The sequence below is a fragment of the Acinetobacter haemolyticus genome (assembly GCF_900406815.1).
Lineage (GTDB): Bacteria > Pseudomonadota > Gammaproteobacteria > Pseudomonadales > Moraxellaceae > Acinetobacter > Acinetobacter haemolyticus_A.
The window spans coordinates 12152-33271 of record NZ_OVCN01000025.1; the positions used below are offsets into that span (position 1 = coordinate 12152).

16 protein-coding genes are annotated in these 21120 nt (G+C 39.7%); 7 read left to right on the top strand and 9 right to left on the bottom strand.

Features of this window, described 5'->3' with window-relative positions; genetic code table 11:
- Window positions 1-68: 68 nt before the first annotated feature.
- Both mgtE and DK207_RS14675 read right to left on the bottom strand, forming a co-directional pair.
- A complete protein-coding gene (gene mgtE / locus DK207_RS14670; protein ID WP_109441828.1) occupies window positions 69-1406 on the bottom strand; it encodes a magnesium transporter in 1338 nt (445 codons plus the stop codon).
- 280 nt (window positions 1407-1686) lie between these two features.
- Window positions 1687-4788, bottom strand: a complete 3102-nt coding sequence (locus DK207_RS14675) for an efflux RND transporter permease subunit (RefSeq protein ID WP_109441829.1) — start codon at window positions 4786-4788, stop codon at window positions 1687-1689.
- 340 nt (window positions 4789-5128) lie between these two features.
- On the opposite strand from DK207_RS14675, the gene DK207_RS14680 reads away from it, so the two are divergent.
- The gene (locus DK207_RS14680; RefSeq protein WP_109441830.1) at window positions 5129-6742 is read left to right on the top strand and encodes a phosphoethanolamine transferase; all 1614 of its coding nucleotides are present in this window, start codon (window positions 5129-5131) and stop codon (window positions 6740-6742) included.
- Window positions 6743-6895: 153 nt separating this feature from the next.
- Window positions 6896-8035, top strand: coding sequence for a glycerophosphodiester phosphodiesterase (locus DK207_RS14685; RefSeq protein ID WP_109441831.1), 1140 nt, complete (start codon window positions 6896-6898; stop codon window positions 8033-8035).
- A 48-nt stretch (window positions 8036-8083) separates the two neighbouring features.
- On the opposite strand, the gene pnuC is transcribed toward DK207_RS14685, so the two are convergent.
- A complete protein-coding gene (gene pnuC / locus DK207_RS14690; RefSeq protein ID WP_109441832.1) occupies window positions 8084-8686 on the bottom strand; it encodes a nicotinamide riboside transporter PnuC in 603 nt (200 codons plus the stop codon).
- Between the two features lie 453 nt (window positions 8687-9139).
- On the opposite strand from pnuC, the gene DK207_RS14695 reads away from it, so the two are divergent.
- A complete protein-coding gene (locus DK207_RS14695; protein WP_109441833.1) occupies window positions 9140-10087 on the top strand; it encodes a DMT family transporter in 948 nt (315 codons plus the stop codon).
- 154 nt (window positions 10088-10241) lie between these two features.
- Window positions 10242-11843 (top strand): alpha/beta hydrolase family protein, encoded by a 1602-nt coding sequence (locus DK207_RS14700; RefSeq protein ID WP_109441834.1) that lies wholly within the window; start codon window positions 10242-10244, stop codon window positions 11841-11843.
- A gap of 27 nt (window positions 11844-11870) precedes the next feature.
- Here DK207_RS14700 and DK207_RS14705 read toward each other — a convergent pair whose 3' ends face one another.
- The 5 genes from DK207_RS14705 to rlmE all read right to left on the bottom strand — a co-directional run bounded on the left by DK207_RS14705 (window position 11871) and on the right by rlmE (window position 17883).
- On the bottom strand, window positions 11871-12185 hold the full coding sequence (locus DK207_RS14705) for a DUF5713 family protein (protein ID WP_109441835.1): 315 nt from the start codon (window positions 12183-12185) through the stop codon (window positions 11871-11873).
- A 104-nt stretch (window positions 12186-12289) separates the two neighbouring features.
- Entirely contained in the window at window positions 12290-13921 is a 1632-nt protein-coding gene (locus DK207_RS14710) for a vWA domain-containing protein (RefSeq protein WP_109441836.1), read from the bottom strand.
- 293 nt (window positions 13922-14214) lie between these two features.
- On the bottom strand, window positions 14215-15066 hold the full coding sequence (gene folP / locus DK207_RS14715) for a dihydropteroate synthase (RefSeq protein ID WP_109441837.1): 852 nt from the start codon (window positions 15064-15066) through the stop codon (window positions 14215-14217).
- A 133-nt stretch (window positions 15067-15199) separates the two neighbouring features.
- A complete protein-coding gene (ftsH, locus tag DK207_RS14720; protein WP_109441838.1) occupies window positions 15200-17095 on the bottom strand; it encodes an ATP-dependent zinc metalloprotease FtsH in 1896 nt (631 codons plus the stop codon).
- A 137-nt stretch (window positions 17096-17232) separates the two neighbouring features.
- Complete coding sequence (rlmE, locus tag DK207_RS14725) at window positions 17233-17883, bottom strand: 23S rRNA (uridine(2552)-2'-O)-methyltransferase RlmE (RefSeq protein ID WP_004640284.1); 651 nt, start codon at window positions 17881-17883, stop codon at window positions 17233-17235.
- Between the two features lie 264 nt (window positions 17884-18147).
- Between rlmE and yhbY the strand changes: the two genes are divergently transcribed.
- Complete coding sequence (gene yhbY, locus DK207_RS14730) at window positions 18148-18474, top strand: ribosome assembly RNA-binding protein YhbY (RefSeq protein WP_109441839.1); 327 nt, start codon at window positions 18148-18150, stop codon at window positions 18472-18474.
- A gap of 5 nt (window positions 18475-18479) precedes the next feature.
- The gene (locus tag DK207_RS14735; protein ID WP_109441840.1) at window positions 18480-19016 is read left to right on the top strand and encodes a DOMON-like domain-containing protein; all 537 of its coding nucleotides are present in this window, start codon (window positions 18480-18482) and stop codon (window positions 19014-19016) included.
- A gap of 55 nt (window positions 19017-19071) precedes the next feature.
- Here the strand turns inward: DK207_RS14735 and DK207_RS14740 are convergent, their stop codons facing one another.
- The gene (locus DK207_RS14740) at window positions 19072-19614 is read right to left on the bottom strand and encodes a hypothetical protein (protein ID WP_109441841.1); all 543 of its coding nucleotides are present in this window, start codon (window positions 19612-19614) and stop codon (window positions 19072-19074) included.
- Window positions 19615-19975: 361 nt separating this feature from the next.
- On the opposite strand from DK207_RS14740, the gene carA reads away from it, so the two are divergent.
- On the top strand, window positions 19976-21115 hold the full coding sequence (carA, locus tag DK207_RS14745; protein ID WP_109441842.1) for a glutamine-hydrolyzing carbamoyl-phosphate synthase small subunit: 1140 nt from the start codon (window positions 19976-19978) through the stop codon (window positions 21113-21115).
- Window positions 21116-21120: the final 5 nt, after the last annotated feature.

A 21120-nucleotide genomic window follows, 5' to 3' on the forward strand; every position in this document is an offset into this window, starting at 1 on the left:
CCTAAAATCCATAATTTTATTAATGATAAATTAGCATAACAATTTTTTCGGTATATTTTGTTCTGCAATTAGAACAAAATCATAGATGCAATAAAGAGATAAATCAGTACTCCCATAGCATCACAAATCGATGTCACCAAAGGTGCAGATGCACTAGCTGGGTCAAATCCAAATCGATTTAAAATAAACGGTAAACTCATACCAATCAAACAACCCATCAGTACGATTCCAACCATACTAAATGCCAAAACCAGCGCAACTAAGGCATCACCACGCACATAACCAAGAAGTGATACGGCAAACGCCATCGTGCCGCCTAAACATAATGCCACCAAGCTTTCACGACCTAATAAATAGAACCAATCCTTAAATTGGACATCACCTGTGGCCAATGCCCGCACCATCAATGTTGATGATTGAGATCCTGCATTCCCTCCACTCCCCACCAGAAGCGGTAAGAAAAATACCAAAACCAAATGTTGTGCAATCACATCTTCATAATGAGCAATTCCAATACCCGATAGTAGGCTGCCAAATACCAAAAAAACCAACCAAAAAACGCGTTTCTGGTATAACTGTAAGATTGGTGCTGATTTAATACTTAATTTAGTAGTTGCATTTACGCCCCCGACTTTTAAAAAGTCTTCTGTTGCTTCTTCTCTGGCAACATCCATTGCATCATCGTAGGTAATAATCCCCACCAAGGCTTGTTGTGCATCGACAATCGGTAAGGCCAGTAAATCATAACGTGCCATGATTTTGGCAATATGGTCCTGGTCATCATCTACACGCGCACTAATCACATCACGTATCATCAACTGTGCAATTCGTGTCTCTGGTTGTGCCAAAACTAATTCACGTAAGGACACAACACCGATCAAATGCCGTTGTTCATCAATGATATAAGCTTGATAAATCGTTTCCGCATCTGGGGCATCTTTACGTAATGCCTCTATTGCTTGAGCAACAGTAAATTCTGGCTTGAGTGTCACATAATCCGAAGACATGATCGCACCCGCAGTGCCTTCAACATAACCCGCAAGACGGCGAATATCTTCTCTTTTTGCTTGAGCTAATGCAGGCAATAGCATTTCTTGCTCACCTGGATCTAAACGTTTGAATAAATCAGTTCGATCATCGGAAGGCATTTCACTTACAATTTTCGCCAGCACTTGACGAGGCATTTCTTGCGCAATCAGAATTTGTTGTTTCGCAGGAAACTCAGCAAAAATATAGGCACATTGTGGTAAATGCTCGAGCAAATAAGCTGCATAGCTTGGTGTCATTTGTTGTAATAGTTCAGCCAAGTCAGCATAAGGTACACCCCTGAGTAAAGCGAGTGCTTGTTCGATATGATGGTTTGCAACAGTTTCGTTAAGTAGTGTGATTAATTCATTTCTTGACATGCGAATCTCCTAGCCCCAAACACATTTGGCTAGGTCGCAAACATGATTAAGCGTGCGTGTAAAAACCTAGCAAGTCTGGGGAGTATTTAAGGTAGTAAGTACTTGATTGAGACCTACAACTCTGTGTATCCATTTTTTAGATAAACTCTCATTTGAACCGTTTATACGGCGCATGAATAATAAGGGCTTGAACCTATTGGCTCAAGCCCTATCCCTATGAATTATGTCTTATTTTGTTTCAGTCAAAATTATATCGCTCAAATACGACCCTTATAGCCGCTTAATTTTGAATCGCAGTTTTACCTTTAAAAATAGAGCGAATTAACACATACATTAATGGAATGAAAAGAAGTACCAATACGGTACCAAAGATAACACCACCAAAAACGCTATAACCAATCGCTTGGCGGCTCAAGGCACCCGCACCTGTTGAAAACATTAATGGGATCACACCTGCACCAAACGCAATCGAGGTCATTAAAATAGGACGCAATCTTAAACCCGCCGCCCGCAAAGCCGAATCCAATAGGGATTTTCCTTGCTGCTGTAAACTTGCAGCAAACTCGACCATTAAAATGGCATTCTTACAGGACAGTCCTATCGTCGTCAGCAAAGCAATTTGGAAATAAATATCATTGGCGAAACCAAACCAATAACTGAATAGAATTGTTCCGCCGATCCCTAGTGGAATTGCAGCCATCACCACAGATGGTATTGACCAGCTTTCGTATAAAGCTGCCAAACATAGAAAAATGAAAGCAATTGAAATCACATATAACCAAATCGCTTGATTACTTGATTGTTGTTCTTGATAAGATAAACCACTCCAAGCCAAGTCAATTCCAGGCATTTTATTGGCAAGTTCCGTCAATGCTTGCATGCCTTGACCACTACTAAAGCCATTCGCAGAATCAGCTTCTAACTCTATCGAAGGATAGCCCATAAAACGTTGTAAAGATGGCGGTGCACCTTGCCAAGACACCTGACTAAATTGGGTAAATGGAATCATTTGACCTTGTGCATTTTTCGCATGCCAAAAACCTAAATCCTCAGGTTTTGAACGATACGGCGCATCTCCTTGTAAATAGACACGCTTGATTCGACCACGATCGATGAAGTCATTGATATAACTTCCGCTCCATGCTGTCGAAATCGTTCGATTAATTTCACTCACATTTAAGTTATGTAACATCGCTGCACGATGGTCGATTTGAAGATTTAAAACCGCCTGATCATCGTTGGTCTTTTTATCTAGATTCTCAATGCTCTGTAATGCATTACCTTGTTGCTGTAATTCTCTAAAGATCGTTAATAACTTATCCCGTCCCATCCCTTGAGTATCTTGCAGCCAAAAATCAATTTTATCGGAATTACCTAAGCCACGAATTACAGCAGGCATGACCACCATGATCCTTGCCTGATTATTTTGCGCAAAATGTTGCATCGCCCGTGCGCGAATCGCTTGTGCGCTGTTTTCACTTCCCTGACGTTCATCCCAATGCTTTAAAGATACAAAAGCTTGTCCAAGATTTTGTCCTGTCCCCGAAAAGTTACGACCATGAATTACCATAATGCCATTGAGATTGTCCTTTTCCTCATTCAAAAAATAATCTGAAATCTGCTTGCCCACCACTTGGGTCTGGCTCATCGGTGTCCCTTCTGCGAGACGGAATTGAACACCTAAAAGTCCTTGATCCTCTTGAGGTAAAAAACTAGTCGGTAATTCGCGATATACCCAAGCAAAAGCGCTGATTAACACGATAAACCCGATGATGGACACGGATTTTACTTGAATGGCTTTTTTTGCAAGTGCTAGATAACCCGATCTAATCCGATCTAATCCTCGCTCAAAACTTTGAGCCCACTTCGCTTTTTGATGTTGCTGTTTCAATAAAATGGCACATAGCGCGGGTGTCAAAATCAGTGCAACCAATAATGACAATGACATGGCTGCAACCAAAGTAATCGAAAATTGACGGTAAATAATCCCTGTCGCACCTGTAAAAAACGACATTGGAATAAATACGGCGGTTAGCACGAGAGTAATACCGACCAATGCTCCACTGATCTCTTGCATGGATTGAATACTGGCCTGTTTGGCATCCAGCTTTTGCTCATGCATGATCCGTTCAACGTTTTCCACCACGACAATTGCATCATCCACCAACAAACCAATCGCTAATACCATAGCGAACAAGGTCAAGGTATTAATACTCATTCCTAGAACTGCAAGTACGGCAAAGGTTCCCAAAATCACGACGGGAACAGTAACTGCAGGAATCAGCGTTGCTCGCCAGTTCTGCAAAAACAAGAACATCACCAAAACCACTAAAATAATCGCTTCGATCAAGGTCGCCAGAACCTGAGACATCGACTCTTTGACAAAAGGCGTATCATCTCGTGGATAAACAATGAAATAACCTTCGGGAAGGTCTTTCTCAAGTCTTTCAATTTCTTTATAAACCAAATCCGCTGTTTGCATCACGTTGGCGCCGACAGCCAAAGATACGGATAACCCAGAAGCTGGGTAACCATTTAATCGGTTAAAAACTTGATAGTTTTCTGCACCCACTTCGATACGAGCAATATCTTTTAAATAAACTAAACCACCCTCTCCATGTGCTTTTATAATAATTTGTTCAAATTGCTCAGGTGTTTGCAATAAAGAACCAGACGTAACTCTTGCATTTAAATATTGATCATCAACACTCGGAAGTTGCCCAATCGCCCCGGCTGCCACTTGCGCATTTTGACTTTCTAAAGCGGTTCTGACTTCACTGACACTCAGTTGATATTGTTGTAACTTCTGTGGATCCAACCAGATTCGCATCGCGTACTGCGAACCGAAGACACTAATTTCCCCCACCCCTTCAATACGACTCAAATTCAATTCAAAGTGATTGGTCAAATAGTCAGAGATATCAATATTGGTGGAACGGCCAGAAGAATCAGCCAAGCCAATCACCATGAATGAATCACTAAGCGATTTTCGAACGGTTACCCCTTGTCGTTGTACATCTTCGGGTAGACGGTTAATTGCGCCATTAATTGCATTTTGCACTTGTACTTGCGCTTGATCTGGATCAGTACCTTGGGTAAAGAAAAGGCTGATACGGCTATTGCCGCTGGCGTCACTACTGGAACTAAAATAAAGTAAGTGATCAATACCTTTAATTTGCTGTTCCAATACCTGGGTAACGCTATCTTCTACAGCTTGTGCATCCGCACCACTATAATTCGTTGCGACAGTAATACGCGGTGGAGCAATATCCGGATATCGTTCCACGGGTAAGTTTAATACCGCGAGTAAGCCAACAGCCATGACAATAATTGCTAAAACACCAGCAAAGATGGGACGATGAATAAAAAACTTAGATAACATGGCTGTTCATTCCATTTCAGAAACAGTCAATTTTTCAAAAAGATAGGTGGAAGATTAATAAGAGTGAGTATACATTTTAAGCTTGATCATCTCTAAGTCATTCTCGAAATACCATCCCTATTAACATATCATTTCAAAAAGCGCTAATTAAGGAGGAATCGTGGATTTTTATGGTTTAATACCGACCAAATTTCAATTCAATTGCTACAGAATCTTTTGTTTCAAAAGTATTTAATTTAAATCACTTTGCTATCAATTACTTCATAAATTCAGATTGACAGTCGCCTGAGTAAAAACGATAGTAGCACGCTTATTGCCACCCCTATGTTATTCGTCATTTATGAAAACCACGCTGCAAAACTTTAATATTCTGCTATTAATTTTGCTGCCAGCATTAATTACTGGTGGTTTATTAATTTTTTCTGGCAATTTATCTGACGGGTTGAGACTTGGCTTTTTATCGTTACCTGGTGTTATTTTTTTAGTTCTCGCTGCGACACAACGAAAATCCTATTGGTATCTCCTTTCTATTCTTTGGTGGCTTATTTTCTGGTTTGATTCATTGCTTCGTTCGAGTACTTGGATCTTATTCAGTAGTGACAATGAAGCTTATTTCATTATTGAAGCAGTTGCGAATACTAGTTATGCAGAAACATGGGAGTTTTTCCAGCTCCATGCAATCACGATTCTTTCGGTCTTATTCAGTCTTATTGCATTGACCATTGGATATAACATTGCTGCTTTTAAATATTTAAAGGAGAAAAGTTTTAAACAGCTTTGGAATAGCAGATCTTATCGTATTTGTATTATTGTTTTGGTGTTATTAACCTTAACCAGTTATCTCATCAAACCTTCTCGCAAAGTACATCCTGTTGTATTTTGGACGAATTATCATGAAAAAATTCAAGATTTCCGTGATCGAATTAAACAGCACAAAAATGTACATCAACAGTGGGATCAAAGTGCCCGACAAAACTTGATTATTCAAGATCCGAGTAAATCAAAACAAACCCATGTTTTAGTATTATCAGAAAGTATCACCAGCCTTGATTTAGGCCTTTGTGGTTATAGCAGAGATACCACGCCGCAGCTCAACAAAAGAATTGATCAACTTAAAGTTTTTTGTAATGCCTTTTCCCCATCAGCTTCTACGATTAATGCTTTACGTGTATTACTAACCGAAAGTCATGCGGCAGAATATAAGACATATTCACCTGAAAGTATCTTGGCGTATGCTCGAGCAGCTGGCTATAAAATTTACTGGATCAGTAATCAAGATGATATTTATCTGTCATCGCTATTTGGTGCCTATGCGGATCAAGCCATCTATAAAAATACCCGCTCGGGTCGTAGCAGCACATCTTTAGATGAAAAATTAATTCCTGCTTATCAACAAGCTTTGGCTGATCCTGAGCCTAAAAAGCTGATTATTCTACATATGATTGGCACACATCCAAATTACCAAGAACGTTACCCAATTGCGTTTAATAAATTTAATAGTAATAGTAATGATGCTGTAGAAATGTCACTCAAGAAAAATGACATTGATCCTTGGATTCGCTCAATGCGCAACCATTATGACAATGCCATTTTATATCAAGATTCTTTATTGGCTCAGTTCTTTGATGCCTTAACGACTCAAAAGGATCTGGATCAACGTTCATTTACCGTGGTATCCGATCATGGTAATGAAGTAGGCCACGAGCTTGACTATGCTGGGCATAGTCCCAATACCCAAGCAGGCTATAAAGTACCTGTCATCATGTGGTATGACCATATGCCGTCGACTGGTGTAGATCTCACCACAACCTTAAATACGGCTGAGTTAGACAATAACCTCATGAAGATCATGGGACTAAAAGACAAATATGCGCCTCCTCAGTCATACTGGTTTGATGCCAATTATCGTTTTAATCCTGAAATCAATTGGCCCTATTGGCAAAAGAAGCATTAAGTATTGCCGATCTCGAAAAAGCTTGTCACTTTTCTAGCAAGCTTTCTTCAATCACTTTCTTTTTATTTTCATAAAACAATCATCAAACTGTCATCCATTTGATAAATTCGATTAGCAAACTAACAACTTTAATAAAAACACTTGAGTTTTACGATGCTAAAAAAATCCGTTCTTAGTCTCTGTCTTTTTACGCTTGTTGGCTGCAACAATGATAACAACGATCAATCAAATACTGGCAAAACAGAATATCAGCTGCCTCAGATTTTAGTGGTTGGTCATCGAGGCGCGAGTGCACTTCGTCCTGAACATACATTGGAAGCGTATCAAAAGGCCATTGATGATGGTGCAGACTTCATCGAACCAGATCTGGTTTCAACTAAAGATGGTGTTTTAGTCGCTCGTCATGAAAATGAGATTAGCGGAACCACCAATGTAGCCAGTCTCCCAGAATTTGCAGACCGAAAAACCACGAAAGTTATTGATGGGGTAAGCCATGAAGGCTGGTTCACTGAAGATTTTACTCTACAAGAATTACAACAACTCAAAGCACGCGAACGTATTCCACAATATCGTCCAGCCAACCAACAATATAATGATTTGTATGCAGTACCGACATTAGAACAAATTATTGAATTGACGGAAGCACACTATAAAAAGACAGGTAAAATTATTGGTCTTTATATTGAAACTAAACACCCAACGTTCTTTCAACAACAAAACCTTGCTATGGAAGATACTTTAATAAAAACTTTAGCAAAATATCGCTATACAAGAGATATCGCACCCGTTTATTTACAGTCTTTTGAAGTGGGAAATCTTAAATATTTAAAACAACAGCTCGACCAACATAAGAGCATCAAACATGCACAACTCATTCAACTCTATGATGAAAAAACAACAAAACCTGCAGATTATGTGGTGCAAAACATTGAAACAACTTATGCAGATATGGCAACCGCTCAAGGTTTAAAAGAAGTTGCAACGTATGCAAATGGTGTTGGCCCTTGGAAGCCTTATATTTTTGAAGATGAGGCCATGACCAAAACCACATCGTTTATCACTGATGCTCATCAAGTTGGCTTAAAAGTCCACCCTTATACTTTCCGCCCAGAAAATTATTATATGCCCAACAGTTTAAAATGTGCAGACAAAGAGAATGTTTCTGAACGCTGCCCAGATAGTGCGATTAAAGAAATGCAGTTATATTTTAAGGCAGGGGTAGATGGTATTTTTGCTGATGATCCAGCTATTGCCCGTCAAGCAGTCCAAAATTATTTAGGTCAAAGCAAATAATTTTATAATTGATTGGGGGAATCACGTGGTGTTCCCCTACATTCTCATTTAATTTGTGCATTGTCTTTGTTGAACTTGTTGCCATTGCCACCAACCATAGGTTGCCAGACCAACAAAAGCAGCATACAGCCCTGCCGTCAATAATAACTCTTTATAGATAAACAGCCCCACATAAACAATATCAATGATGATCCAAAGCATCCACGTTGCGATATGTTTACGACTGGTCCAATAGGTCGCGAGTAAACTAAAGGCCGCGAGTTGTGAATCCAACATGGGAACTGAAGCATCCGTAAAATACTTCAAAACCATACCAAAAATTAAACCGCCACTGGCAGCGAAACAAATTTGGGCCAATGCAATATACCCATTGATCGGTTCGATCCGAATATCATGGTCTTGTCGTTGGCCTTTTAGCCAACTATAAAAACCATAAAAATTAAACACGATAAAGAAAAATTGTAAGATGGTTTCACCATACAATTTATAGGTGAAAAAAAGGTAGCCATACAATGCACAAGCCAGAATGTTGAACCACCAGCACCACATATTCCGTTGTATGGTTAATGTTACCCCTATCACACTCATGATGACGGCAATAATTTCTAATGCAGACAAAATACAACTTCTTTGAATATTCGATCGTGACATTATGAAAAAATCCCAGATTTAAGCAACTGCTAAATCTCAAAATGCCATGCTGTTGGTTTTTCTGCTCCTTCGTTTTCATCTGGAATGATTTATTACCTTTTTATATTCAAGTTATGGGTAGAAACAGAGTTTTAGAAAGCAAATTTAATTTTTAAAGCGGCTATTTATTCAGCAATGGTTGTGTTATAAAAATACACAACTATTTTTTACGATACATCAATGTTGACACAACAAGTTTCCTCAACTCGCAAAAATCACATCGTTGATTGCACTCACGTCAGCGCCGCATGGCGACGTGTCTGTATTTTATCGCGAGGAGACTTTATCCATCGGTTTCATATCATGACGATCTAAATAAAATAGAACATGATACGAAATGACAAGGTCACCTCAAGCGTGGCCTTTTTTATTGCCTAAAAATCAAGATGACATTGTTATCACTGGAGTTTGCTCATGTCACAATTACATGAAAAAAGTTTATTGCCCACCACACAGATACAGCCGACTGTTGTGTCTGCACACCCTCGCCTCGCAACAGTCGGTCAATTTATCGCAGTCACCCTGATTTGGTCATTTACCCCTTTAGCGGCGGTATGGACAGTCAAAGAATTGCACTGGGCGTGGGGCTTATTTCTACGATTTAGTCTTGCCATTCCTTTAGTGTACATCTGCTTACTTTATTTCAAACAAAAGCTGGCTTGGGATAAAAAAGCTTTACTCAGCTATGCTGCTGGTGCAATTGGATTATTCGGGTCTATGGCTTTTTGCTATTTGGGTGCGACACGCGTGCCTTCAAGTATGATTTCAATCATTTATGCGACTGCCCCATTATGGTCAGGATTAATTGCGGTATTTATATTAAGACAAGAACGTTTATTGATCCTGCAATGGTTTGGTCTCATGTTGGCAATCTTTGGTCTAGTTCTCACCCTGGGACTCGCAACCGAAGAAATTCAACTCGATATGCTTGGCATTACTTATCAGATCATTGCTGTTTTACTGTACGTGTTGTCCATTTTTATAGTCAGCAGAATTAAGGCTGAGATACATTCAATCGTACAAACGGCTGGATCAACGCTGGTATCATGGTTAGGTTATCTTTGTCTTATTGCTCTTTTTTATACTGAAGCACCGACACAGTTGCCGAACTTACAAACATCGTTTGCTTTAATATATAGTGCCTTGTTTTCCTCTGTTCTTGCGATGATGTTTTATTTTCATTTGATACAGAAACTCAAACCCACAACAGTGATGCTCACCACTATTTTAACCCCTGCGTTGGCAACACTTTGGGGAATAACGCTAAACCAAGAACCCTTTAGTTCACACTTATTTATAGGTTTGATCTGCTTGGCTATGGGATTACTTATGTATGTCTATCCCAAACAATGGTCTAGATAAATATAAAAACTAATGGATCTGATAAATGATCAGTACATTTGTATTATATTATGCATAGATTCACGCAAAGGAACTGAAATGGTGAGTTAAACAGTTCAGTTCCTTTTGATTTACAACGTGACTTCCCAAAGATTTATTCAAGGATGAAAAATCGATGCATACTTACGTTTTGTGGTTTATTTTAAGTTTTGCTTTGATTTTACAAGGCTGTGCTTATCACACTCATCAATCTGCTTTACACCCACAAAAACCATCCGCTTTAAAACAACGTTATTATCAGGCAAAAACGCTAAGTGCCGACGGCACCGTGTTGGCATTTACGGTCTATCAGCCTAAATTAGACGCAAATCAAACCGCACCATTACTGTTGCATACCCATGGTTTCGGTTTATCCCGCATGAAACGTCCCGAACTAAGCCTGTACGGTTTTTTATTACCTACAGGACAAGTCGCAAAATCTGCATGGAAACAAGGTTATTGGGTGATTAGCTACGACCAACGTGGACATGGTAACAGCCAAGGTAAAATTCGTCTGACTGATCCTGAAAAAGAAGCTCAGGACATCATCACGATGATGGATTGGGCTGAAAAGAATTTGCCTCAGTTGGCAATCAACCAAAATGGCGTGCGTACTGGAATGATCGGTGAATCCTATGCAGGTGGCGTACAATATCTAGCTTCCGCTTTGGATCCGCGTTTGCAAGCGATTGTACCGATTACCACCTGGTACGACATTTTAAATAGTCTTGCCCCGAATGGTATACCTAAAAGTAACTGGATTAGTTTCCTAAACTTAATCGGAGATTGGTGGAATTGGAATAAATTTGATCCAGAACTCAAGCAGGCTTATAGATCTACACAACAGGGACAATTAGACCCCTCTTCTTACCATTTCTTGCAACGCCATCAGGCGAAATGGTTTTGCGAACATAATCAAGCACCTCAAGCTGATGCTTTGATTATTCAAGGCTTTAGAGATGTATTATTTCCTTTTAATGAAGGCGTAAAAGCAGCCGCTTGCATTCAACAGGCAGGAAAGAATGTTCATTTGATTGGTGTAGAAGGCGGACATTTACAACCTTTTGCTCAAAGCTCACCCTCAGGACAAACACCTTTTTGGTACATTGGTAAAACAGTTCAATGTGGTGATAAGCAGAAATACAATTTGCAAGATTCTATCCTTGCTTGGTTTGATCAACAACTCAAAGATCGAAGCGCGAAACCACATCTGCCTGAATTATGTGTGGATAACAGCCCAGTCAATTCTTTGCAAGATCTAATAGCAAATACAGCATATACGATCACTCCAACAAAAATTACGGCGACAAAAACCCAAGCCGTTTTTGTACCTATTCATGTTGCTGAACATACACGACATATCACAGGTAGCCCATTATTAAAATTAAAAGTTGAAGCTGAGGAAAATACATCGCCCACCCTATTTATTTCTCTTGCCCTCAAATCTAAACAAATGGGCAAATATCAAATAGTGAATGAGCAAACCACACCGTTTAACCTTGATAAAAAACATCTATACGACCAGATTGTGTTGGGTTCAGCTCAACACGGGACAACTCAAATGATTGAGTTATCGGGTATCAATACCCAGTTAAAGGAGGGAGACACTTTAGGATTATTAATAAATACTGAAAGTATCTATTATAAAAGAATTAAACAGCCAAAAATTGAAGTGGGGATTTCAGGAGAAATCATTTTACCGAAACTTTGGTCGATAGAAAATTCAGCACAATATTAACTTAGCCAAAAGGTCGAGAGTGGTTTACTACCACTCTCGATTGGCAATCAATTCTTCCATTTCAATCTCTAAATGCCCAACATCTTGCACCACCATCATCATGGCTTCAGCAATATAATCCGCCGCCGTATCATCCAGACTTGACTCTAGATCTTCAAATTGTGGCTTCATTTCATTAATTTCAATCATGGTTTGATGAGCAAAACGATAGATTTCCGTCTCAGATAAATCAGTACGCCCTACTTTTTTTGCAAACTGTTGAATATGTTGTTTGACTTCAGCGACCAAAATATCGGGATAATATTCGTCGTCAAACATCGGGAGAAGTAAATTTTCAAACATAAAAAATCATATGCCAATAAAACGCCTTGCTTATAACATACTCCGACATAAATCACGATATTTAGACATAAAAAAAGCGGTCTTTCCGACCGCCCTCTATAAAATTAATCTTTATTCGCACTTAAGCTTTTTGCAATTTTAGCAAGTTCGATAAATTCTTCCCTCATCTGATAAGGATCAGGTTTTGCCGATTGCTGTGCTAACTGAATAATTTGGTCCCAACCCATTGAACCATTATATTGCCCACCTTTTAATTGCTGAGCATAAGCTGCGACAGCTACAGCAAAACGAGTATCGCCATGTGCTTGAGCAAGTGTTTTACTCCCCACTTTTATTGGCTGATTCAACAATATGCTCGTCTGTTGATTCGGTAACTTATAACGTAGATTCACAAAGGCATATTCTGATTTTTTTGTGTTATCTATTTTTGTTGAGGTTTGATAACGTGAATCATTGAGCCAACCTTGTTGCCCGACAGGAATAATTTCATATAGCGCAGTGACGTTATGTCCAGCCCCAATATCTCCCGCATCGACCAGATCATTGTTAAAATCTTCTTGCTTCAACATCCGATTTTCATAACCGACCAAACGATATTCTTTTACGGTAGCAGGGTTAAACTCAACTTGAATTTTGACATCTTGCGCGACAGTGGCAAGCGTGGAGGAAAGCTGACGTTGCACCACTTTCTTCGCTTCATTTTTATTGTCAATATAGCTGTAGTTGCCATCTCCTGCATCAGCTAGTTGCTCCATGAGCTGTTCATTATAATTGCCCGTCCCGAAACCCAATGTGGTTAAAGATATACCGCTTTTACGCTTTTCAGATACCATCCCTTTTAATGTACTAAAATCAGTAATACCAACATTAAAATCGCCATCTGTCGCTAGTAAAATTCGATTAATTCCATTTTTTACATAAGCTTTTTCAGCCTGTTTATAGGCCAATTGAATCGCTTGTTCACCTGCTGTAGCTCCCCCAGCACGTAAGCCATTAATCACTGCCAAAATCTTTTCTTTTTGATTACCAGATGTTGGTTCAAGCTCTAATTTCTCACCACTCGCATAAGTAATGATCGTGACTTTATCTTGTGCTCTTAATTGCTCAGTCAATATTCTCAAAGTTTGTTTCACTAAGGGCAATTTATCAGCAGCATTCATACTGCCAGACACATCAACTAAAAAAACCAAATTTGCAGGCGGTAATTGTTGAAATGCAAAATCTTTTGCTTGAATACCAATCCGAATTAGCTTTGCATTCGTTTTCCAAGGAGAATCAACTGTCTCTGTGGTCACCGAAAATGGATGGATACCTTGTGGTTGAGGATATTGATAATCAAAATAATTAATCATCTCTTCGATTCGTACGGCATCCATAGGTGGTAATCGACCATCATTCAAGAACCGACGTGTATTGGTATAACTCCCCGTATCCACATCAATACTAAATGTTGAAATTGCCTGATCTATAACACGATGAACAGGGTTGACCTCATTTTTCTGATATTTTTCAGTATTCTGTTCTAAACGCGGTCTTTCCATTGGCGGCATCACAGCAATATAAGCTGCTGGCGCTATCATTTTACGTGCTTGATGGGCAATATGACTTTGCGCAGCGACAGGTGCTGGCCTAATAGCATCGCTCGTTTCAACGCTATATTGTTTTACAGGAGAACTACATCCCATCACCACGAAACCAAGCACACTCACGGTCAATATTTTTGCTGAATGCTGCATTTTGTTATATTCCTAATTTTATTTGTCTTTGTAACCATACGATACCATTCAAATTATTTATGCAGAAAATAAAAAGACAGCCTATTCGTATTTATCTTCAATATTTTGCTTAACTGAATCATTCAATTGCATACTTAATTGTCACCACTACACGAACGATTTTGTTAATAGTGGTCTTATCATAAGCTCCACCTTAATCTCTATCATTATCTGAACCACTTTCTGGCAAAATATAAAAACGTCCTGACTAGGTGAACGCAGCGAGCCAACATTCACCCAACTCATCTATATGATTATTGATTTTGCATCATTTTCCACACATTAATCGCATCATGGGTCGCTTTCACATCATGTACTCGCACAATGCTTGCACCTTGCTGGATGCTCAGCAAATGTCCCATCACACTCCCTACTGCACGCTCTGGGGCTGGCACACCATTTAATGCCTCGCCAATAAAACGTTTACGAGATAAACCAGATAAAATTGGATAGCCCATTTGATTAAGCTTCCAAAATTCATTCAACAATTGAAAATTTTGTTGGGCATTTTTAGCAAAACCAAAACCAGGATCGATAATAATATTTTCTTTTTTTATTCCGATCGCTAAAGCCTGATCTAGCCGTTGTTGTAACTCATGAATCACATCTTCAGTAACATCGAGATATTGATCAAGTTGGTTCATATTGGTGGGTTCACCGCGCATATGCATCAATATGACAGGAATATTAAGTTCGGCGGCTGTTTCCAATGCATGAGGGCGTGTTAAGGCACGAACATCATTCCAGATGTGGGCACCTGCTTGGACAGCGGCCTTTATGACTTCAGGCTGACTGGTATCAATCGACATGACCACTTTATATTGAGATAGTGCCTCAACAACAGGAATTACACGACGAATTTCCTCCTCGACTTCCACCGGTGATGCATTTGGACGTGTTGACTCTCCTCCAATATCAATAATACTTGCACCATCTTCCATCATTTGTATAGCACGTTGAATAGCTTGGTCTTTTTGATAATGCAATCCACCATCACTAAATGAATCAGGCGTAACATTTAAAATACCCATAATCTGTGGCTGGGACAGATCTAAAGTAAAACGACCACAGCATAATTGAGATTGTGGTAACGGCATTAACTGCATCAAAACTCTCCACACTTTAATCTGACTATCTTATCAAGACAGTCATGCCCCCAGAGATGATTTATTTTCAACTTCATCGAAAATTCAGACAAAAAAAGAGCGACCGAAGTCGCTCTTATATTGGATTGCTATATTAGCTCATCGCTGGCAATGGTGGCGGTGTAGATGGACCATCTTTCGGTGGTTCAAAATCCGCCACAGGATTTTCAGCAACATAGACTTTTGGTGGTTGCGGTTCACGACCTTCCATGATGTCACGGATTTGGTCACGATCAATGGTTTCCCATTCCATCAAAGCTTTTACCATCGCATGTGCAATCTCTTGATTGTTTTCTAAGATATCACGCGCAACCTTATATTGCTGATCAAGAATACGACGAACTTCCTCATCCACTTTCTGTTGGGTCGCTTCAGAAATGGTACGACTACCTACATTACCAAAGAAGCCATTGTGATTTTCATCTTCATAAACCATGACACCAAGCGCATCAGACATACCGTACTTGGTTACCATTGCACGCGCCATTTTAGTTGCACGCTCAAAGTCGTTCGATGCACCAGTTGACATTTGATTGATAAAGATTTCTTCAGCAATACGTCCACCAAACAAGATAGAAAGCTCGTTTAACATCTTGTCTTTATAGTGGCTTGTCTGATCCTGTTCAGGAAGCTGCCAAGTTACACCCAATGCCCAACCACGTGGCATAATCGTTACTTTATGCACAGGATCAGTACCTGGTAAAATCTCCGCAACAATCGCATGACCCGCTTCGTGGTAAGCCGTTGCACGACGTTCCTCTTCACGAATCACCATTGATTTACGCTCAGGACCCATGTAGATCTTGTCTTTTGCATCCTCAAAATCATGCATGTCCACCGTGTTTTTATTACGGCGAGCAGCAAACAATGCAGCTTCATTGACAAGGTTTGCCAATTGCGCACCAGAGAAACCTGGTGTACCACGTGCAAGGATCTTAACATCCACACCAGTGACTGAAGGCAATTTCTTCAAATGTACATTGAGAATTTGCTCACGACCGCGGATATCAGGTAAACCAACCATCACTTGACGGTCAAAACGCCCTGGGCGAAGTAATGCTTTATCTAATACATCAACACGGTTAGTCGCTGCAATTACGATTACGCCTTCATTGCCCTCAAAACCATCCATCTCAACAAGCATTTGGTTTAAGGTTTGCTCACGTTCATCGTGCCCACCACCTGTACCTGAACCACGGTGACGACCAACAGCATCAATCTCATCAATAAAGATGATACAAGGTGCATTACGCTTAGCTTGTTCAAACATATCGCGCACACGCGAAGCACCTACACCGACAAACATTTCAACAAAGTCTGAACCAGAGATACTAAAGAAAGGAACTTTAGCTTCACCTGCAATCGCTTTGGCTAATAAGGTTTTACCCGTACCAGGTGGGCCAACCATTAACACACCGCGTGGAATCGTTGCACCGAGACGTTTGAACTTAGAAGGGTCTTTTAAGAAGTCAACAATTTCAACCACTTCTTGTTTGGCTTCATCGCAACCTGCAACATCAGTAAAGGTCACTTTGATTTGGTCTTCAGAGAGCATCTTCGCTTTTGACTTACCAAAACTCATTGGACCATTTTTACCACCGGCTCCCCCACCCATATTGCGCATAAAGAACATGAACAACAGAATAATTAATAAAATAGGGAAACTTGCAATGAGAAGTTGCATCAAAATGCCTTGGCGTTGTGGTGCAATACCTTCAACTACGACATTGTGCTTATTCAAGCTTGGTAGCAACTGAGTGTCTTCGACTTGTGGACGAACAGTCTCGAATGAAGAGTTATCTGCTTTCTCACCACTGATATTTAAACCATCAATTGTAACTTGTTTAATTTGTCCAGCATTCACCGCCGCAACGAAATCAGAATATTTCATCGCCGCAGGTTTATTTCGGTCACTGACGTTGCTAAAAATCAAAATCAGAACACCGAGTATGACGAGCCACAATACGGCATTCTTGAAGTAATCGCTCAAGGCTTTATTCCCATATCAATCTAATTTGATCATACCTAATCTTGGCTGACCTTCACAAAAACAGCAATGGATTTGCGTTACAAAAAACTTAAAAGGTACAAAATGCACAATTTTTAGCAACTTGGCAAGTATACTTTTTATCGCAACGCCTTCTTGCGACCTTGACCAATCAAAAAAACCTCTTTTGATCGAGCGCGGGATGCCGCAGGTTTTGCTGTCTTTAATACATCAAAACTATCGACCACTTGCTTTCTAAACTCATCAAAACCAGAACCTTGGAACACCTTAACCACAAACTGTCCATTCGGTCCAAGTACTTTTTGAGCAAAGTCCAAAGCCAATTCACACAAATAAATTTGACGTGGTTGATCAACAGCCCTATTACCTGATGTATTGGGGGCCATATCTGAAATTACAACGTCTACTTGACGTCCATTTAAAATATTTAACAATTTTTCGAAAACTTCTTCTTCTCGGAAATCACCTTGTAGAAAAGTGACATCAGGAAGTGCATCCATTTCTAGAATATCAGATGCAATTACAAGACCATTTGATCCGACCAGTTTACCTGCGATTTGAGACCAACTTCCAGGTGCTGCACCTAAGTCGACTACCGTCATTCCAGGCTTAATCATTTTATATTTTTCTTGGATTTCAAGCAGCTTGTATGCCGCACGTGCACGATAGCCTTCCTTCTGTGCTTTTTTTACAAAAGGATCATCTAGGTGCTCTCTCATCCATGCACGACTGCTTTTCGACAATTTTTGGTTGGTAATGCGTATTGCCATAACTCACTAAATTTCAAAAAACTTCTGATTGGTCATTGTACGTTAAATTTGGGCTGAATACAGTAAAAGCGCTCATGGATAATACGATCTTTTGCAGATTTTTTTGATTACCGTAATCGAATAAATCCACGTCCATTCGCTTGTTTAAATGCTTTTTAAATAAAATCTAATTGGCATTTTTATCGTGATAAAGCATCAATTAAAATTCCGCAAGCCCAACTAAGTTTTGTTATACTAGGTCGTTTTTCGAATCAGGTATTTTTAATGGCGGCTTTATCTATCCATGAACGTAAACGTTTACGTCAAATTGGTCATGCACTTAACCCAGTGGTTATGATTGGCGGTCAAGGTCTTACTGAAAGTGTTATTGAGGAAACTCAACGTGCGCTAAATGACCATGAATTGATTAAAGTTAAAATTGCTGGCGAAGATCGTGATGCACGTGCTGCAGTCATTGATGCAATTGTTGAAGCAACGGGTGCTGAAGCTGTACAAAAAATCGGTAAAATTGTGTTGCTTTATAAAAAAGCAGCGAAACAAAATCAACATCTTTCAAACTTAGTTCGTTTTGCTCATTTAAGTAATAAGTAATTACCATGGCAAGTTATGAACTGTCAGCTTTTGATCGCTTTAGTGCCATTACGGTAGTTGGAGCGATTGAGCAACAAACACCAGCAACCTTGAATGTTGGCTTTTGGGTACGTGATCCGAATCAATTTTTAATTTACCCAGATCAAGTTGCCGCACACCCCCGCCATGACTTTTTATGGGAACAAACATGTTTTGAAGTTTTTGTGGGTGTGAAGGATGAAGATTTTTATAGAGAAATTAATCTTTCCCCTTCTCAAGCTTGGCAAGCTTATCAATTTGAAGAATATCGCTTTCCAGAAGATATGCCGCCTATCGCTGCCTATGATATTGAACTTAACCATTTACAGCGTACACATTATGGTTTGAATGTCAGTCTAGATCTGTCCCAGTTTATGCGGGATCATCGACTTAAATGGTCTGACCTTTATATCGGTCTAACTGCTGTACTCAACACCACACAAGGTATGCATTATTTTGCAATGCAGCACAGTAGTCCTCAGGCCGACTTTCATAATAAACGCGATTGGTTACACCAGTTTTAATATTTTAAATATAAAAAAAGCGAGAAAAATTCTCGCTTTTTTTATTGGCTAGTAATTAGTTAGCACGAACTTTGTTCCAAGCTTCAACCGCTTGATCTTTAGTACGTTTAAAACTACCTACTAGCGTATCTTTGTGCTTAACAGAGATTTGGCTAATATCGTCTTTTAATTCTTTGCTTACTTTCGTTAAATCTTCAATTAAAGCATTTAACTCAATTTTCAACGCATTCTTTAATTCAACCAAGTTACCTTGAGATGAATTAAGCTGAGTTTTAATCACTTCAATACGCTCAAGAAGCTCTTGTTGGATTTGAGCAAGTTGATTTTGAATATTTTGATTCAACTCTTTTGCTTCAGATTCAATCTTTTCTTGAGTCTCAGCAATCACTTCTTTCACTTGCTCTTGAGTTTCCGCGATCACTTCTTTCGCTTGTTCTTGAGTTTCTGCAATCACTTCTTTCGCTTTCGAAGTTTTCGCAGCAACAGCTTCTTTGACTTCAGCTGTTTTCTCAGTCACAGTTTCTTTTGCTTTAGCAGTTTTTGCTGCAACAGTTTCCTTGACTTCTTCAACAGTAGCCGCAGTTTGTTTTTCAGCCATTTGAATGCCCCTCTATATTGATTGTTGATTTTTTTGGCTAGATATAAGATAAATCGCTTTAAGCAGGAAACACCAAAAAATTGTTAGACAATTTGCATAATATCTCACCAAATCGTCATCAAAATGACAGATTTCGCAATAGACCTTTATCAATTTATAGCGTTTTCAAAGAGTGAACATTTCTCCATTTAATAATTAAAACACATAGACTTCTGGCTTACTCATGCGTATAATGCGCTGTTAAGTTACAAGCGAGCAGACTGGAAGGAGGGGCATGTTTTTGAAAGACAGCCTGCCTTTTTTTATGTCTACTCGCTTTTTTACAGCCCTATTTTTGTGGTCTTAGTTCAGGAGCTTTGGTTTGAGCACCCCCGCCATTTTAGCCCTCGCAGATGGAACGATCTTTAAAGGAACGTCTATCGGTGCATCGGGTAGTACGACTGGTGAAGTCGTTTTTAATACTGCCATGACTGGTTATCAAGAAATTTTGACTGACCCAAGTTACGCACAACAACTTGTGACGTTGACTTATCCTCATATTGGAAATACTGGCTGTAATAGTGAAGACGTTGAATCAGGTCGCATCCATAAAGTATGGGCGAATGGTCTGATTATCCGTGATCTTCCTTTATTGCATAGTAACTTCCGTTCTGAACAATCATTAAGTGAATATCTAGAACAGCACAATGTCGTTGCGATCGCAGATATTGATACACGTAAACTCACTCGTATTTTGCGTGACAAAGGCGCGCAAAATGGCTGTATTCTTGCTGGCGAAAATATTACAGAAGAAGAAGCAATTGAAAAGGCACGTGCATTCGGCGGTTTAAATGGTTTAGATCTTGCAAAAGAGTGCTGTGACCCTAAAGGTTTTGAATGGACTGAGGGTTCTTGGACTTTAGGTCAAGGCTTCACTCAACCAGAACTTAAATTTCATGTGGTTGCATACGATTATGGTGTCAAAACCAACATCTTACGTATGCTCGCAGACCGTGGTTGCAAACTCACCGTCGTTCCTGCTCAGACACCTGCTGAAAAAGTACTTGCGTTAAATCCAGACGGTGTGTTCTTGTCTAATGGTCCTGGTGATCCAGCAGCATGTGACTACGCCATTGAAGCGGTTAAAACCATTGTTGAAACCACGACATTACCTGTATTCGGTATTTGTTTAGGTCACCAAATTTTAGCGCTGGCTTCTGGTGCAAAAACCATGAAAATGAATCATGGTCATCATGGTGCCAACCATCCTGTACAAAATCTTGAGAATGGTACAGTGATGATTACTTCTCAAAACCATGGCTTTGCAGTTGATGAAAGCACCTTACCTTCAAACTTAAAAGTAACGCATCGTTCATTGTTTGATGGTACAAACCAAGGTATTCATCGCACTGACAAACCAGCATTCAGCTTCCAAGGTCACCCTGAAGCGAGTCCTGGTCCACATGATTGCGCGCCGTTGTTCGATCATTTTATCGAACTTATCGAAGCAGCTAAGAAGTAATTAAG